The organism is Sanguibacter gelidistatuariae (assembly GCF_900096585.1).
GTDB classification, from domain to species: domain Bacteria; phylum Actinomycetota; class Actinomycetes; order Actinomycetales; family Cellulomonadaceae; genus Sanguibacter; species Sanguibacter gelidistatuariae.
Genome location: NZ_FMYH01000002.1, coordinates 536288 through 553035, shown reverse-complemented (window position 1 = coordinate 553035; position 16748 = coordinate 536288). Strand labels below are relative to the sequence as shown.

Sequence of the window (16748 nt, the reverse complement as noted above, 5' to 3'; positions counted from 1 at the left end):
GAGAGGTCGGCCGACCGTCGTCGGATCGGCTCAGTCGCCCGAGCCCTCAAGCGGCGCGTAGGGGTAGTCCCGGGTCCTGCCCTGGAAGGAAAGGATCGCGGGATTGAGGACGCGGCCGTCCCGGATCTCGGTCGCTCGGTGGATCGTCTCGTTCGCCTCCCACGCGGCCGGGCCTTCCAGCACGGTCCGCAGGAACGGCAGGAGCGCCTCGCTGATCTCCCAGGTCGAGGAGTTCCACAGGTAGGACGGGCTGTGGTCCACGCAGTAGTAGTTGGTCGTCTCCCCCGCGGTGAACATGGGCTCCGCGAAGGTCGTGGGGCGCGCCCACTCGAAGCCCATCCCCTCGTCGCAGGAGACGTCGACGATCAGGCTTCCGGGGCGGAACGCCTTCAGGTCCTCGGTGCGCAGGTAGGTCAGCGGCGCCTCGGGGTCCTGAAGCGTGCAGTTGACCACTATGTCGACGGCCGCGAGGTAGGGCGCGAGCGACACCTTGCCCTGGTCGGTGATGACGTTGCTGAGATAGGGCGCGGTGTCGTCGTGATCAAACTGCACGATCGTGGCCGAGTGGATCGGCGCGCCGACGGCGGCGACCCCGCGGTTGGTGAGCACCTGGACGTCGTGGATGCCGTGCGCGTTGAGCGCCGTCACCGCGCCGCGCGCGGTCGCCCCGAAGCCGATGACGACGGCGCTGAGCCGCCGGCCGTAGTCGCCGGTCGATCCGCACAGCTGGAGCGCGTGCAGGACGGAGCAGTACCCGGCCAGCTCGTTGTTCTTGTGGAAGACGTGCAGGCCGAAGCCGCCGTCGCTGGCCCAGTGGTTCATCGCCTCGAAGGCGATCAAGGTCAGCCGCCGGTCGATCGCGAGCTGGGTGACCTCGCGGTCCTGCACGCAGTGCGGCCAGCCCCACAGGACCTGCCCCTCGCGCAGGTCGGCGAGGTCGCTCGCCTGAGGCTTGGGCAGCAGGACGACGTCGGCGTCGGCGAGGAGCTCGGCGCGAGAGGTGATCCTGCCCACGAGCGGGGTGAGCTGAGCGTCGGTGAAACCAAAGTCGGCCCCGTAGCCGCTCTCCAGGATGATCCGCGCGCGCAGGTCCTCGTCGATCAGCTCCAGGTGCGACGGGTGGATCGGGAGGCGCCGCTCATCGGGCTTGCGCGAGGTGGCCATGACTCCGAGGGAGAGCAGCGGCCCGGTCATCGGTACGCCCGTTCGGTCATGGACGAGCACTGCAGACTGGACAAAACTGAAGTCTTGGCGGTCATCGTTGCTCCCTCAAGGGTCACCACAATGGTGAACCATTCCCAAGAGTACCTGGAGATAACGTCAAGAGATCCCCAAGAGGCCGTGCTCAGGCCACGCGGAACCGTGCCACCAGGTCGTCCATGAGCCCGTTCATGCGGGCGTCGACGCTGCGGCGCGAGGGGTCGGCGTCGTGCCACTCGACGATCTCGCGTGCACCCTGCTCGAAGGGGATGGTCGCGCGGAACTCCGGAACCAGGGAGCGCACCTTGGAGTTGTCGAAGATCATCGAGTGCGCCTTGTCGCCGAGCAGCCCCGCCCCCCAGTCGGCGTCGACCGCGTTGATCGCGTCGGAGGGGACGTGCACGATCTTCGCCTCGACGCCGGCCGCGTGCGCCAGCGTCGCGATGATCTGGTTCCACGTCGGGGCGTCGTCGGAGGTGATGTGGAAGGCGTCCCCGACCGCGCGGGCGTGGCCGAGCAGCGGGACGAAGGCCTTGGCAAAGTCTTCGTGGTGGGTGAGCGTCCACAGCGAGGTCCCGTCCCCGTGGACGACGACCTCCTTGCCCTGGCGCATCCGCTCCACGGACGTCCAGCCGCCGTCCATCGGAACCGAGGTGCGGTCGTAGGTGTGCGAGGGACGCACGATCGTCGCCGGGAATCCATAGTCGCGGTAGGCATTCACGAGCAGGTCTTCGCAGGCGATCTTGTTGCGGGAGTACTCCCAGAACGGGTTGCGCAGGGGCGTCGACTCCACGACCGGGACCCGCGCGGGCGGCGTCTGGTAGGCCGACGCGGAGCTGATGAAGACGTACTGTCCGGTCCGGCCCGTGAATAGGTCGATGTCTGCCTGGACGTGACCTGGGTCGAAGGCGACGAAGTCGACGACCGCATCGAAGTCCTGGCCGGCGAGCGCCTCCCGGACGGCCTTGGCGTCCCGCACGTCGGCGTGGTGGACGGTGGCCTCGGGGGGCAGCGGCCGGGGCGAGCTCGACCCTCGGTTGAGGACGTGCAGGTCGATCCCCCGCTCGACGGCGAGCTGCGCGCTCGCCGAGCTGATGACTCCGCTGCCGCCGATGAAGAGAACTTTCAGTGCGCTCATCTTCGCCACGATAGCCGCCGCGGCGGCATGGGGGAACAGACGCGGCCGAATCGATTCGATCCGGCGAGCGCCAAAGGCCGACGGTGCCTTCCGGCAACGCCAGAGGCCCTCCAGATCCGAAGATCAAGAGGGCCTCTGGGTTGAACATCTACTTCACAGTAGCGGGGACAGGATTTGAACCTGCGACCTCTGGGTTATGAGCCCAGCGAGCTACCGAGCTGCTCCACCCCGCGTCGGTAAACACAACTCTACGCCAGTTTCCGCGCCCTCCAAACCACACCCTCTCCCTCGCCCCTTCACGCGCCCCCTCGCTCGCCCGCCGAACTCGCCCACCGAGCCCGCGAACCGGACGCCGAACTCGTGAGCCAGCCAGGTTCCCACGCGTGAACCAGCCCTGACTCACGAGCTCGGCGCTTCATTCACGAGTTCGACAGCGAGCGGGGGCGGGGCGAGGCGGGGCAGGGCAGGGCAGGGGCGAGTCCGCCCCGGGAGGGGCCTGGTGCGGAAACGCGAAAGTCCCGTTGGATCCGGGGACCCAACGGGACTTTCTCTTGTAGCGGGGACAGGATTTGAACCTGCGACCTCTGGGTTATGAGCCCAGCGAGCTACCGAGCTGCTCCACCCCGCGTCGGTAAACACAACCTTACGTCATGCCAACCGGGATGCCAACCAGAAGGCCCGTGACCCCCATCACAAGCCACCGGTCCCCACCCCCATCCAGCCCCCAGTCCCGCCGTCTACCGCCCCCGGACCCACACAACTCCGCTGAGTGCGGGCAATCGGCTGCCCAAACCGGACATCGGGCAGCCGATTGACCGCACTCAGCGGAGGGGGCGGGCAGCTGGGTGGGTCAGCTGGGGCGGGGTGAAGACCGGGTCAACGGGTCAGCGGGTCAGCGGGTGACCGTGTGGGCGCCGAAGGCGAAGGTCTTCTGCTGGCCGGCGGCCAGGCGGATGTCGTCGGCACGGTCCGGGCGGTTGAACGCATCCGTCGTGGTCTCGAGGGACTCGATTGCGGCGGACTCGCGCGGGCGGGTCAGCGCGTCACCGGTGAAGACGAGCAGCGTGCCGCCCTCCTGCCACACGGCCACGCCCTCCCCCGTCGCGGGGTCGGTGAGCAACGTACGGGCCCGACCGTCGGCGTCGGGCACGAGGCGATCCCAGGCGTGGTCGTAGACGACGCCTGCAAGGGTCTCGTGGACCAGGTCGGAGTCCATCGGCGCGTAGGCGGCCTCACCGGCGAGCGGGACGAGCTTGGCGTCTGTGACGATCGCGGCGCGCGCGGGCACACGCAGGGAGAGCGTGTCGATCGTGGCGTGCCCGGGGACCTTGAAGTACGGGTGCCAGCCGGCCGCGACAGGCGCGTCGACGTGTCCGACGTTGCGGTAGGTCAGCAGCAGGTCGAGCGAGGACTCTGTGAGCTCAAAGCGCACGGTCGCGTCGACGGAGAAGGGGTACCCGGCGATGTCGCCCGGGCGGATGGAGTATCCGAAGGTGATGCTGACCGCGCGGGGGTCGGACGTGTCTTCGTCGAGGATCGTCCAGTCGGCCATGCGCGCCGAGCCGTGGATGACCTCTTTGTCGACCGGGAACTGCAGGCCCACCTCGTGGGTCACCCCGTCAAAGGTGTAGCGGTCGTCGCGCAGGCGGTTGGCGAAGGGGAACAGGATCCCGCTGCGTCCGCCGTACTGGCCGGCGAAGTCCGCCTCGTCGGCGTACCCGTCGATGAACTCCCCCAGCCCGCCGTGCCACGGGGCGACCCAGGACAGCACGGTCGCGCCGCGCACGAGGATCTCCGCCTGCGCGCCGCTGGCACCGTGGCGGAGGATCTTCGTGGGGAGGGACCCGAACGTACCGTCCGTGATCGTGTTCGCGACGGTCGTCGCCGGAGTCTTCATCGTTGTCATGCACCTATCGTCCACGCTTGAGGACGGTGCGAGCAAATAACCATGGACGACGACGGCGACGACGCACCCGAAGGTGCGTCGCCGCCGTCATCCGTGCGTCCCGAAAGGGACTTGCGACCTAGATGAGACCTAGCCGAGCTCCGCGTCCGCGGCCAGTGCGGCCTCGATCGCGACCTGCAGCCGCGCCTGCGCCGCACCGTAGGTCGCGAAGTCACCAGCGGTGAGGGCAGCCTGGCTGTCCTCCATGGCCTTCCTCGCGTCGGTCAGCGCCGCCGTGAGCCGCGACTGGGCATCCCCGGTTGCCGTGTCCGTCGGGGTGTCCGTGGGCGTGTCAGTCGGGGTGTCAGTCGGGGTGTCCGTGGGTGTGTCCGTCGGCAACGGGGCCACCGGCACGTCGCCCTCGTCGGGGGCGGTCGCGTCCCCGGCGTTGGCACCGGAGTCACCGCCAAAGACCTGGTCGAGCGCCTCGTCGAGGGTGTCGGCGAAGCCGACCTGGTCACCGAAGGCGACCAGCACCTTGCGCAGCAGCGGGAAGACCGTACCGCTCGAGGACTGCACGTAGACCGGCTGCACATAGAGCAGCCCGCCACCCATCGGCAGTGTCAGCAGGTTCCCGTTCATCACGACCGAGTTGCCCTGACGCAGCAGGTTGAGGTTGCGTGCGATCTCCGGGTCGGAGTCGAAGTTGTTCTGCACCTGACCCGGTCCGGGCACGGTCGACCCACGCGGCAGCTCCAGCAGCCGGAGCTGGCCGTAGTCGCCGTCGGGCACCCCCGCGGCACTGCCCGCCTCGGCATTGACCGCAAGATACCCCGTCATGACGTTACGGTCGCTCGTGCCTCCCGTGATGAACGAGGAGGACAGCGAGAATGCCGAAGTGGTCTGGCCGGGCATCTGCAGCGTCTGGTAGTACGGCGGCTGCAGCGTGGCCGTCTCCCCCTTCTTCGTGGTGGGATCGTCCGGGCTGCGCCAGAAGTCCTGCCCGGAGAAGAACTCGCTCGCCGTGGTCACGTGGTACTTGGTGAGCAGCGACCGCTGGACCTTGAACATGTCCTCCGGGTAGCGGATGTGGCTCATGAGGTCGCTGGAGATCTCCGAGACCGGCTTGACCGTGTTCGGGAACACGCCCTGCCACGCCTGAAGGACCGGATCCTTCGCGTCCCAGGCGTAGAGCGTGACCGTGCCGTCGTAGGCGTCGACCGTGGCCTTGACCGAGTTGCGGATGTAGTTGACCTCCTGCGGGGCCTGCGCCTGGATGCTCAGCGAAGACGCGGTGAGCGAGTCCGTGGTCGCGTCCTCTAGAGACTCCGAGGCCGAGTACGGGTACTCGTCGGACGTCGTGTACCCGTCGACGATCCAGACGACCTTGCCGTCCACGACGGCCGGGTAGACCCTGCCGTCCAGCGTCAGGTACGGGGCGACCTTCTGGACCCGTTCGCGCGGATCACGGTCGTAGACGATCTGCGACACATCGGTGACCCGGTTGGAGAACAAGATCTCCTCCGACTGGAACTTCAGCGCGTAGAGCATCTTGTTGAGGAAGGTGCCCACCGACGGGCCGATCGACGTCGTCTCGACCGGGAAGGTCGTGTCGACCTGGCCGCCTGCCTCGTCCGTCGGATAGTCGAGCTCCCAGGAGTCAGTCCCCTCGGGGGAGCCGACGATCGAGTAGCTCGGGGACGACGGGGAGAAGTAGATCCGCGGTTCGTAGCCGCCGGCGTCGAGGTCGGTCAGCGCGCCGACCGAGGGGATGCCACCTTCGAAGAAGGCCGGCCGACCATCCGGACCGATCTGGTTGCCGTAGGCGGCGACCACACCGAAGCCGTGGGTGTAGACCGTGTGGTCGTTGACCCAGTTGCGCTGCTCGTTGCCCAGACCGTCGAGCTCAAGCTCACGTACGGCGATGACCGTGTCGCGGCTCTCGCCGTCAATCACGTAGCGGTCGACCGAGAGGGTGTCAGCGAAGTTGTAGTAACCACGGTTCTGCTGCAGCTGGCGGAAGGACGGGCTGACGATCGTCGGGTCGAGCAACCGGATCGACTGGGTCGTCTGGGCGTCCTCGCGCAGCGCACCCTGCTCGGCAGTGGTCTTGGCGTCGTAATTCTGCACCTCGATGCCGTCGATGCCGAATGCTGTCCGGGTCGCGTCGATGTTGCGCTGGATGTACTCGGCCTCCTTCACCTGTGCGTTCGGGGTGACCTGGAAGCGCTGGACGACGGCGGGGTAGATGCCGCCGACGGCGATCGCGGAGACGACCATGAGGCCGACGCCGATCGCCGGCAGCCGCCAGGTACCGCGCACCGCCGCGATGACAAAGAGTGCCGCCACGAGGACGGCCACCCCGGCCAGGATCGCCTTGGCCGGGATGACGGCGTTGACGTCGGCAAAGCCCGCACCCGCGAACTTCTCACCGTCCGTCTTGAGCAAGGAGTAGCGGTCGAACCAATAGTTGAGGCCGATGAGGAGCATCAGCACCGCGGCGAGGACCGCGAGCTGGACCCGGGCCGCACGGGTGGTGCGGATCCCACCCTCGGCGATCCGCAGACCACCATAGAGGTACAGCGTCGCGAGCGAGGCGATCCCGGAGATCACCACGACGGCAACCAGGAACCCTGCCACGAAGCGCAACGCAGGCAGCGTGAACACGAAGAACGACAGGTCGATGCCGAACTGCGGGTCCTTCGTGCCGAAGGGCACCGAGTTGAGCGAGAGCAGCACCGTGGTCCACTGCGAGGACGCCGCGACCCCCGCGAACAGCCCCACGAGGACCGGCGCGGCGATCATGACGAGCTTGCGCAGCGGCTCGATCGCCTCACGGTACTGGTCGAGCGTCGCCTGCTCGGGGGTGGAGGGCGCATAGATCGGTCGGTTCCGGTAGGCCAGCTGCAGGCTCGCCCAGACCGCTGCGCCCATGACGAGGAAGCCACCGGCGAAGAGCGCCGCACGGGCTCCCCACTGGGTCCAGATGACCTTCCCGTACCCGAGCTGGTCGAACCACAACACCTCCGTCCAGAACTGCGCGAGCAGGAACAACACCACCACGACCACGCCGACGGCGATGATGGTGATGGCGAGCGGACTCGGCCTGCGACCGCCCCGACCCCGCACGGGGGCCGGACGGCGCGGAGGTGCTGCTGAAGACACGACGTGAAATCCTCGCTGTTGGTGGCACTTCATCGGTGAGGGCCGCCGCGCGGCTCTCACCCGGTCAAACGCTTACGAGCCTCCTTAGGTTCCCACAGTTCATCCGCAGGGCGCATTGCTATGGTGCCCCCGGGACCGGTCTTCTGACATCCTGGTGACCATGACCGTGCCCACCGAGCCCTCAGCGCCTCTCACGTCTCCGCTCTCCCCCACCCAGCGCGCCCTCGCCGACGCCGTCGTCGACGTCGAGAAGCACGTCGCGTCCACCGGGTGGGACGCACCCACCCGCGTCTTTGCGCTGGTCTCGACCCAGGCCGCCCTCGCGGCCGAGCCCGAGCTCGCCAGCGTGCTGCCCCCCGCCACGGTCCAGGCGGCCCTCACCGACCCGACGCACCTGACGTCGGTCGAGCAGGACGGCCTGCCCGACTCCGGGTCCCTGGAGGACCTGCTCGCCTCGATCATCTGGCCCGAGGCTGTCTCCGGGGCAGCGGTCGTCGTCGAGTGCATCATCCTGCCGCCCTCGGCCGAGGCGCACATCCCCGACGATCCCGCCGCGGCGCTCGTCTTCCTCGCCGAGCACCCCGACCGTCAGGACGTCCGGATGGCCGTAGGCGTGCTGCGCGACGGCGCGTCCTGGTGCGCGCTGCGCACCCGCGCCAACGACTCCGACGCCGACGTCGCGACCGGGATGAGCCTCGTCCCGGGCCTGATCGAGGCGCTGCGCTCGACGTTCGTCTGAGCCGCTCCCGCTAGGACGTGCAGGTCGGGAGCGAGCCCCCGTCGCCCGCGCCGATCGCGGTCATCGCGGCTCGCGCCTCGGCGAGGGTCGAGACCTTCACGACCCGCAGCCCGTCGGGCACGTGTCCGACGACCTCGTTGCAGTTGCTGGCCGGGGCCAGGAACCAGGTCGCGCCGTCGCGCAGCGCGCCGTTGAGCTTCTGGCGGATCCCACCGATCGCACCCACGGTCCCGGTCGTGTCCATCGTCCCGGTCCCGGCGATGACCTGGCCGTTCACCTCGTCCTCGGGGGTGAGCCGGTCGATGATTCCGAGGGCGAACATCGTCCCGGCGCTGGGACCGCCGATGTCGTCGATCTGGATCTGCACGTCGACCGGGAAGTCGAAGGCGGACCTGACCTGGATGCCCAGCCGCGACCCGGTCCCACCATCGGTGGGCGCGGTCGTGGCGAAGGACGCCTCGACCGGCGCGCCGTCGCGGATCAGCCCGAGCGTGACCGTCGTGCCCGGCTCGATCGTGGTCATGGCCTCGATGAGCTCGGCCGGGCTGGTCACCGGTGCGGCGTCGAGGGAGGTGATCGTGTCCCCCACGTCGACGTGGCCGAGGGCCTGCGAGCCCTCGACGGTCGCGGCCACCTGGACCGAGACGGGGATGTCGTAGCCGAGCTCGGTCAGGGCTGCGTAGGTCGCGTTCTCCTGCGAGCTGGACATCTCGGCCGCGCTCTCGGCCGCGCTCTCCTCACGGGTGACGTCGGGGGGGAAGACTTCCTCGACGGGGAAGACCGCACGGGTGTCGCTGACCCAGCCCTGGACAACTTGTGCGAGGTTGACGGGGTATCCCGGTCCCCCACCCACCCCGACGGTCGTGAGCAGCAGCTCGCCCGTGGACGGGTAGGTCGTGGCCCCGGTGATCTCGATGAGGTCCTTGCCGTCGACCTGCCCGAGGGTGTCGCGGGTCGGCCCGGGCGATTTCACGACGTAGGGCGCGGGGAGCACCGCGAGCCCGGAGAGCAGCAGGATCGTCGCCATGAATGCCACACCCAGGGTGATCGAGCGCGGGCTGGGGCGTTCGTTGCCGGTCACCATGTAGGCGTCGCCCAGGCCAGATCCTCCGTGCGCGGGCGCCTCCGGACCGGGCTCTCCCGGAGTGGGGAGGCGGGCTGCGTGGGGCTGGTTCTCGGCGTTCGGCTCGATCGACACGAGACCATCATCCCCGACAAGTCTGGATGCGCGCTGAGCGCACCCGCCTGGCGACGCCCCTCAGCGCCGGCCGCGGGCCTGCTTCCAGATCGCAGCTGTTCCCAGCAGCGCGACGGCGGCGCCCGCGGCGCCGAGCGCGGCCGCGTCGCGCCCACCCACGCGCCGACCGGCGACGCCGACCCGTCCGCGGATCTGTGCCAGCAGGGCCCGCAGGCATGCCTCGCTCGACCACGACGGCGACCACCCGGCGTCGTGCAGGATGCTCGCGCTGACAGTCCACGGGTACACCGCGTAGCTCATGTCGGAGGCCGGGGCGGGGAGCACCCCGACCCGGTGCAGGCGCTCGGCCGTGCCGAAGGCGGAGGCGGCCGGCAGGTCGATCCCCCGCATTCCGGCAATCGTCGTCACCTCCTCGGGCTCCAGGACGTCAGGCTCCCCGTCCCGCAGCGCGCCGAGCGTCAGGTGCCCGGTCAGGCCGGCTGCGACGACGACGCCCACCGCGTCGGCGACGTCCTCCACATGCGCGAACTGCCACCCGCGGCGCGCACCCCGGATGGTCAGCACGCGGGGTGCCTCGAAGTGGCGGGTCATGAGCGTGTCGATGTCGGGGCCGACCAGCACGGCCGGTCGCAGCACCGTCACCAAGACGTCGGCCAGGGTCGACGCCACACGCTCGATCGTCGCCTCGAAGGTCAGCAGGTCCCCGGCGTAGCTGTCGTCGACCACGGGCTGGCGCGGCTCGTCGTCGTTGATGACCGGTCGGTCCGGTTCGGCGCCGTTGACCATCGCCGAGCTGATCGCGACCACGTGCTCGACGCCCGCCGCAGCGGCGTCGGCCAGGTCCTGCTCGAGGCCGGCGACCAGCTCGCCGCGTCGCTCGGCGGCGCGGCGCGAGGTCACCCGCGCGAAGTCCCCGGTGTGCCCGACCAGGACGACGGCGCGGGCGCCTGCAAAGCGGACCGGGTCGGCGCCCGATTCGCCCGTGGTGCTGTCAGCACCCGAGGCGCGGAGTCGGTTGCGGATGCCGCGGGCTGTCGGGGAGTCCCCCACGACGACCACGTTGGTGCGCCCAGAGCGAACCGGTCGTGTGGGCATGGTGATCCTGCCTCCCTGGAGACGGTTTAGTGGTTACCGTAAAGAGCATCGAGGTCAACGGCCACGTCATCGAGGCGACCGCGTCGAAGACCGGCCGTCGATCAGCCATCGCACGAGGAGACTCTATGAGCAGCGACCCGTCCGACCATTCTGGCGCGCCGCGCGAGCCGGACCCCTCCCAGTGGGAGGAGCTCCTGCGCTCGCTCTTCGGGGCCGACGCGGAGGACGCCCTGCGCGAGCTCCGCGCGCGCGGCTTCGATCCCGCCACCCTTGCAGCCGGCTCGGAGTTCCAGAACGACCCGCAGATGCTCCAGCAGATCCTCGACCAGGTCAAGCGCCTGCTCACCTCCTCCGGGACGGGTCCGGTCAACGCCGACGTCGCGCACGACGTCGCGCGGCAGGCCGCCGTCGTCGGGGGCGACCCGTCGCTCACCTCCCGCGAGGTGCGGGTGGCCACCGAGGCACTGTCCGTCGCCGAGCTGTGGCTCGACGCGGCCACCGACATCCCCCCGGGCGGCGGCAGGGCCGTCGCCTGGACCCGCTCGGAATGGGTCGAGCGGACCCTCCCGGCGTGGAACACCCTCGCGCAGCCAGTCGCATCGTCGGTCGCCGACGCGCTCACTGCGATCCTGCGAGACCAGCTCCCCGGTGACCTGTCGGCCATGGGCGACTCGGGTGGGTTGACTGGCGGGCTGCCCGCTGGGCTCTTTGGTGGCGATGGCGGCGCGATCGACCCCAGCCAGATCATGCGTCAGATCGGTGCGGCCGTCTTCGGTATGCAGATCGGCACGGCAGCCGGCACCCTCTCGCGGGAGGTCTTCGGGGCGACCGACATCGGCGTGCCCCTGCTCAGCGAACCGGCCACGGTGCTCGTGCCCGCCAACGTCGCGGCCTTCGCCGAAGGGCTCGACGCCCCCGAGGAGGAGGTCCGGCTGTTCCTGGCGCTGCGCGAGGTCGCCCACGCCCGCCTGTTCACCCACGTCGCGTGGCTGCGCGGGCACCTGCTGGGTCTCGTCGAGGCGTACGCCAAGGGCATCACGATCGACATGGACGCCCTCGAGTCCTCCATGCGGGAGATCGACCCGACCGACACCGAGGCGCTGCGCGGCGCGCTGTCCGGTGGCGTCTTCGCCCTGCAGTCGACCCCCGAGCAGAAGGCGACGCTGCTCCGCCTCGAGACCGTCCTGGCCCTGGTAGAGGGATGGGTGGACGAGGTCGTGGCCCGCGCCGCGCTCCCCCACCTCCCGCACGCCGTCGCGCTGCGCGAGATGATCCGGCGCCGCCGGGCGGCCGGGGGACCGGCTGAGCAGACCTTCGCCTCCCTCGTCGGGCTCGAGCTGCGGCCCCGCCGCTCACGCGACGCCGCCGCCCTGTGGGCCTCGATCGAGTCCCAGGGTGGACCATCGACGCGGGACGCCGTCTGGGACCACCCGGACCTGCTCCCCGGCACGATCGACCTCGACGAACCGGCCGGGTACTTCACCCGCCGCGACGCCGTCACGGCGGAGCAGTCCGACGTCGACCGCGCACTCGCCGAGATCTTCGGTGAGGCGGAGGACGAGGGCTCGAGCGAGGGCCCGGGCGACGAGACCGACGGAGACGGAACGAGCGCCCCGGACGCACCCGCGAGCTGACCAGCTATTCGGTGAGGGTGGCGAGCGTGTCGCCCTCACCGGGCTCGTCCTCGGGTCCGACGTCCCGGGCGAAGGAGTGGCCCTCGAGGAATCCGCGCGCACGCTCGGTGCGAGGATAGGAGTCCAGCAGCGCCCAGAAGTCTGGGCCGTGGCCGCTGTGCAGGGTGTGCGCGAGCTCGTGCAGGAGCACGTAGTCGAGCACCCAACCGGGCATCCCTCGCACCCGCGTCGAGATCCGGATGGACCCTTCCGGCAGGCTGCACGAGCCCCAGCGCCGGCCCTGCCGGGAGGACCAGCGCACCGACGACGGCCGCGCGCGGCCAGCCAGATACTTTTCCGAGAGCTCGTGCGCGCGCGCCTCGAGCCCCTCGTCCGAGGGGCGGCGCCGCTGTTCCTTGTCGGCGAGACGGTCCAGCATCCGCTGCACCCACTCGCGTTCTTGGGCGCGCGAGAATCTCGCGGGTATGGATACGATCGTCCGTTCGCCGTCACGGTACGCACTGACCGTGCTCGTGCGGCGACGGCTCCGTCGTACCTCGACCTGGGCGTTGCGAACACCGTCAACAATGTCGGGCACGTGATGACCGTAGCGGGTCTTCTGCCCGAAGTGGGCGCTACGCGCCGAGGACACGCTCAGGTTGTGCACAACGTCGACGGAACCAGCTCGCATGCCACGATCACAGGATGAAGCTCCGCCCCGGCCTGCGGGTCCTCGATCGTGACCCCGGCACGCTCCAGATCGGCGTCGACCAGAGGTGGGCGACGGTCCTGTCCGGCCTCACCCCCGCAGAGGCGACGCTGCTGCGCACCCTGGCCGGTCCGGCGCCGGCCACCGGGGAGGATCTGCTGCGCCGCTGCGCCGGTCGCGGGGTGGCCTCCGCACGGATGGCCGAGCTGCTCGCCGGCCTCGACCGAGACGGTCTGCTCATCGAGGGGCCCTCCGGTGCCCTCCCGGTCGGTTCCGGAGCCGGAGACGACGCGCGGGCGGCGGCGTGCACGGCGCCGGACGGCGATGGTGCACAGGTCGTGGCAGCTCGGAGGCGTGCCACGGTGGCGGTCGTCGGGCTCGGCCGGCTCGGGATGGTTCTGGCCGACACCCTGGCCTCGGCCGGGGTGGGTGGGTTCCTGTTCGACGACGCGCGCAGGGTCCGCGCGTGCGACGTCGGCGTGGGCGGGCTGCGGGAGCGGCACGTGGGCCTGCTGCGGTCGCAGGCCGCGGCTCAGGTGCTCGGGGGGACATACCCGGCGCTACGGCTCGGGGCGGGGGCACACGAGGTGCCCGACGTCGTGGTGGTCGTCTTCGACGAGGTGGCCGACTCGTTACGGACCGTCCGGCTCATGGTCGAGGGGGTCGCACACCTGGTGGTCACGGTGCGCGAGGGGGACGTGGTCGTCGGACCCTTTGTCCTGCCCGGGCGGACGCCGTGCCTCAACTGCCTGGATGCGGGGCGCACGGATCTGGATCCGGCGTGGCCGCGGGTACGCGACCAGCTCAAGGAAGCGGCCGCGCTCGTGCCTCCGGCGCAGGAGTCTTCGACCGCCGCGGTGGCCGGGGCCCTCGGGGCCGCGCAGGTGCTCGCCCAGCTGGATGGGCGCCTGCCCGCGACGGCCGGGGCGTGCATCGAGGTGTCAGCCCCTGATGCGGTGCCCCGGCTGCGCGAGTGGCCGATGCACCCGGAGTGCGGGTGCATCGACGTGTCGGGCGCGGGTCATGGCTAGGCCGCCGCATCCTTGCGCGGGCGCCCGCGCCCGCGCTTCCTGGCGACGACGGCTCCGTCGACGAACACCTCCCCGCCCCAGACGCCCCAGGGCTCTGCGCGATCGATCGCCCCGGACAGGCAGGCCGCCATGAGCGGGCACTGCTGGCACATGGCCTTTGCCTGCTCGACCTGATCGGCCTGCTCGGCGAACCAGAGCTCTGGATCGTTGGACCGGCAGGGCAGCAGGCCCGCGACGAGCTGGGCGAACTCTCGCCCTTCCTGCCGGGTGAGAGCTCGCTCCGGCAGGGTGGGTGCGACGTAGATCGGTGTCGTCAGTGCGGTCGGTTCAGTCGAGCTAGGTGCAGTCGATGTGGTGGTCAGTGTCGTCAGTGTCGTCACGTTCGTGTGTGACATCGTGTCGAGCAGCGTGGGCCGCACGGTGTCCTCCTCAAATCCCTGTTTCGTATATGTCGTCGAAAAGGAATTCGCGGAATTCGGGGGACTGACCGCCTACGGGCATCGATGCCCGAGGACTGGAGAGAACACGAAGGCCGCGGATCCCTGAGGACTCCGCGGCCTGGTCAAACTCATCTGGTGCTCAGATGAGATGTGCCCTGGGGACGGAGACGTGGGGTGCGCGAGATCCGGTAGCGCGGAACCGGTGTGTAATTCCGGTTGTTGCGTCATGCCCGGTGACCGGAGCGGTCATTGTGTTGATCTTCATCTGTGCACCCACCTCCTTCTTCGTCTCGGGCTCGGACCTCTCGGCCGTCGCCCTCCTACAGGGACTCAAGAACCATAGGTCGCCGCGTCCGAGCGGCGCAACCTATTTATCGGACGAGTTTTCCACGAAGGTCTTGACGACCTCCAAGACCGACGCTCCGTACGTGTCGATCTTGCTCGGACCGACCCCGCCGATGCGCACGAGCTCGGACACCGACGTCGGCCGGGTCTCAGCGATCGCCTCGAGGATCGTGTTGGAGAACACGACGAAGGCGGGCCGGTCGATCTCCTTCGCACGGGCCAGGCGCCACTCCCGCAGCGCCTCGTAGAGGGCCTCGTCGTAGTCGCCGGAGATCTTCACCGCGCTGCGCCCGACGACGTCGCGCGCGTCGCGCGCGGGCCGGCGCACCCCGGCGCCAGGCCCCTCCCCCGGCCACAACCCGTCCAAGAAACGGGTGCGGCGCCGAGAGGCCCGGCCACCCGGGTTGCGGGACTTCGCAAAGGACAGGTCCAGGTGCACCCGGGCACGGGTGATCCCGACGTAGAGCAGGCGTCGCTCCTCCGCGACGGCCTCGTCGGTCTCGGCGAGCGAGATGGGCATGAGGCCCTCGCTCATCCCGGCCAGGAACACCGCATCCCACTCAAGCCCCTTCGCCGCGTGCAGGGACGCGAGCGTCACACCCTCCACGGTCGGGGCGTGCTGGGCCGAGGCACGTTCCTCGAGATCCATGAGCAGGTCAGCCAGGGTCGCCTGCTGCTTGGCGGCCAGGTCGTCCGCGAGCGCAACGAGAGCCTGCATGGACTCCCACCGCTCGCGCGCGGCGCCGCGGGCCGCAGGCGGCGCGACAGACCAGCCAGCCGAGGTGAGGACGTCGCGGACGGTCGTGGGCATCGGGATGTCGGGCTCGGCCGAGCGCGCCGCACCGCGCAGCAGCACGATCGCGTCGCGAACCTCGCGGCGGGCGAAGAAGCGTTCCCCACCCCGCACGAGGTACCCGATCCCGGCGTCGGCCAGGGCGGCCTCGAAGCCCTCGGACTGAGCGTTGGTGCGGTAGAGGACGGCGATCTCGCTCGCCGAGGTGCCGGCCGCGATGAGGCGGCCCACACGGGCGGCGACGCCCGTGGCCTCGGACTCGTCGTCGTCGTACGTCGTGAACTGCACGGGTGGGCCGGCCGGGCGCTGGGCGACGAGCTCGAGGGCCGGGTGGCTGCCGGAGCGGCGCACACCGCGCACGGAGAGCAGGTTGTTCGCCAGCTCGACGACCTGCGGGGTCGAGCGGTAGTCGCGGATGAGCTTGACGACGTGGGCGGTCGGGTGGGCCTTCTTGAAGGTGAGCAGGTGGTGGGGGGTCGCGCCGGTGAAGGAGTAGATGGTCTGGCTCGGGTCCCCGACGACGCACAGCTCCTCCCGGCCGCCGAGCCACTGGTCGAGGACAAACTGCTGGAGCGGAGAGACGTCCTGGTACTCGTCGACGACGAAGTGGCGGTACTGGCGGCGCACCGTGTCGGCGATGTTCGCCTGCGAGGCGAGCATGTCGCCGAGCATGAGGAGCACGTCCTCGAAGTCGATCACCGAGCGCTCAGTCTTGACCTCCTCGTAGGTGGTCAGCAGCCGGGCGACCGTGCGGTGGTCGAAGCCGCCCGGGGCGGGGCGGGCGATCGCGGTGCATGCCCGCTCGTAGTCCTCGGCCGTGATCAGGGAGACCTTGGCCCACTCGACTTCGGAGGACAGGTCTCGCACCGCGACCCGGTCCACGCTCAGGGCGAGCCGGCGGGCCGCCTCGCCGATGGCCGGCGCCTTGTGCTCGAGGATCCGTGGCGGCGGTCCGCCGATGACCTGCGGCCAGAAGAAGCTCAGCTGGCGCAGCGCGGCCGCGTGGAAGGTGCGCGCCTGGACGCCCGAGACGCCGAGGTCCCGCAGCCGGGTGCGCATCTCCCCGGCCGCGCGCGCGGTGAACGTCACCGCGAGCACGGTCGTGGGGGTGTACATGCCCGTGCGCACGCCGTAGGCGATGCGGTGGGTGATGGCCCGGGTCTTGCCGGTCCCGGCTCCCGCGAGCACGCACACCGGACCCGTCAGCGCCTCGGCGACCTCGCGCTGGTCGGGGTCGAGCGCGTCGAGGATCGCCTCGGCGGAGCGAGGGACGTTGGGCAGCGAACGCGGGTTGTCTGACATCAACGCCCATTCTCCCAGGCTCGACCGACATGCGGGCGACACGGTGGGCGACACGGTGGGCGGGCCGGTGGCCCGCTCGGTGACTGCTCGGGCCG

Annotated in this window: 12 protein-coding genes and 2 tRNA genes; 3 read left to right on the top strand and 11 right to left on the bottom strand. The window is 70.1% G+C overall.

From position 1 onward, the window contains the following. Window positions 1-30: 30 nt before the first annotated feature. From BLQ50_RS07295 to BLQ50_RS07270, 6 genes are all read right to left on the bottom strand, one after another. Complete coding sequence (locus tag BLQ50_RS07295; RefSeq protein WP_093182406.1) at window positions 31-1194, bottom strand: N(5)-(carboxyethyl)ornithine synthase; 1164 nt, start codon at window positions 1192-1194, stop codon at window positions 31-33. Between the two features lie 151 nt (window positions 1195-1345). Next, window positions 1346-2338: an SDR family oxidoreductase gene (locus BLQ50_RS07290; protein ID WP_093182404.1), complete on the bottom strand. Its 993-nt coding sequence runs from the start codon at window positions 2336-2338 to the stop codon at window positions 1346-1348. A 159-nt stretch (window positions 2339-2497) separates the two neighbouring features. Continuing rightward, window positions 2498-2571: transfer RNA gene (locus BLQ50_RS07285), tRNA-Met, on the bottom strand. A 321-nt stretch (window positions 2572-2892) separates the two neighbouring features. Beyond that, a tRNA-Met gene (locus BLQ50_RS07280) sits at window positions 2893-2966 on the bottom strand. Between the two features lie 264 nt (window positions 2967-3230). Continuing rightward, window positions 3231-4244 carry an aldose 1-epimerase gene (locus BLQ50_RS07275; RefSeq protein ID WP_245700948.1) on the bottom strand — a complete coding sequence of 338 codons (1014 nt, stop codon included), beginning with the start codon at window positions 4242-4244 and terminating at the stop codon, window positions 3231-3233. Between the two features lie 129 nt (window positions 4245-4373). Next, complete coding sequence (locus tag BLQ50_RS07270) at window positions 4374-7388, bottom strand: UPF0182 family membrane protein (RefSeq protein WP_093182401.1); 3015 nt, start codon at window positions 7386-7388, stop codon at window positions 4374-4376. 160 nt (window positions 7389-7548) lie between these two features. On the opposite strand from BLQ50_RS07270, the gene BLQ50_RS07265 reads away from it, so the two are divergent. After that, a complete protein-coding gene (locus BLQ50_RS07265; protein ID WP_093182400.1) occupies window positions 7549-8127 on the top strand; it encodes a PPA1309 family protein in 579 nt (192 codons plus the stop codon). Between the two features lie 10 nt (window positions 8128-8137). On the opposite strand, the gene BLQ50_RS07260 is transcribed toward BLQ50_RS07265, so the two are convergent. Both BLQ50_RS07260 and BLQ50_RS07255 read right to left on the bottom strand, forming a co-directional pair. Beyond that, on the bottom strand, window positions 8138-9325 hold the full coding sequence (locus tag BLQ50_RS07260; RefSeq protein ID WP_245700947.1) for a YlbL family protein: 1188 nt from the start codon (window positions 9323-9325) through the stop codon (window positions 8138-8140). Between the two features lie 60 nt (window positions 9326-9385). Beyond that, window positions 9386-10420 (bottom strand): NAD-dependent epimerase/dehydratase family protein, encoded by a 1035-nt coding sequence (locus tag BLQ50_RS07255; protein WP_093182399.1) that lies wholly within the window; start codon window positions 10418-10420, stop codon window positions 9386-9388. A 125-nt stretch (window positions 10421-10545) separates the two neighbouring features. Between BLQ50_RS07255 and BLQ50_RS07250 the strand changes: the two genes are divergently transcribed. Next, the gene (locus tag BLQ50_RS07250; protein WP_093182647.1) at window positions 10546-12054 is read left to right on the top strand and encodes a zinc-dependent metalloprotease; all 1509 of its coding nucleotides are present in this window, start codon (window positions 10546-10548) and stop codon (window positions 12052-12054) included. A 4-nt stretch (window positions 12055-12058) separates the two neighbouring features. Here BLQ50_RS07250 and BLQ50_RS07245 read toward each other — a convergent pair whose 3' ends face one another. Further along, complete coding sequence (locus tag BLQ50_RS07245) at window positions 12059-12631, bottom strand: M48 metallopeptidase family protein (protein ID WP_245700945.1); 573 nt, start codon at window positions 12629-12631, stop codon at window positions 12059-12061. 107 nt (window positions 12632-12738) lie between these two features. Here BLQ50_RS07245 and BLQ50_RS07240 point away from each other — a divergent pair, with 107 nt between their 5' ends. Continuing rightward, window positions 12739-13773 carry a ThiF family adenylyltransferase gene (locus BLQ50_RS07240; RefSeq protein ID WP_093182397.1) on the top strand — a complete coding sequence of 345 codons (1035 nt, stop codon included), beginning with the start codon at window positions 12739-12741 and terminating at the stop codon, window positions 13771-13773. Here the strand turns inward: BLQ50_RS07240 and BLQ50_RS07235 are convergent. Continuing rightward, window positions 13770-14192, bottom strand: coding sequence for a WhiB family transcriptional regulator (locus BLQ50_RS07235; RefSeq protein WP_245700943.1), 423 nt, complete (start codon window positions 14190-14192; stop codon window positions 13770-13772). The genes BLQ50_RS07240 and BLQ50_RS07235 overlap by 4 nt on opposite strands. 388 nt (window positions 14193-14580) lie before the next feature. After that, window positions 14581-16653 carry an ATP-dependent DNA helicase UvrD2 gene (locus BLQ50_RS07230; RefSeq protein ID WP_093182396.1) on the bottom strand — a complete coding sequence of 691 codons (2073 nt, stop codon included), beginning with the start codon at window positions 16651-16653 and terminating at the stop codon, window positions 14581-14583. Between the last annotated feature and the right edge of the window lie 95 nt (window positions 16654-16748).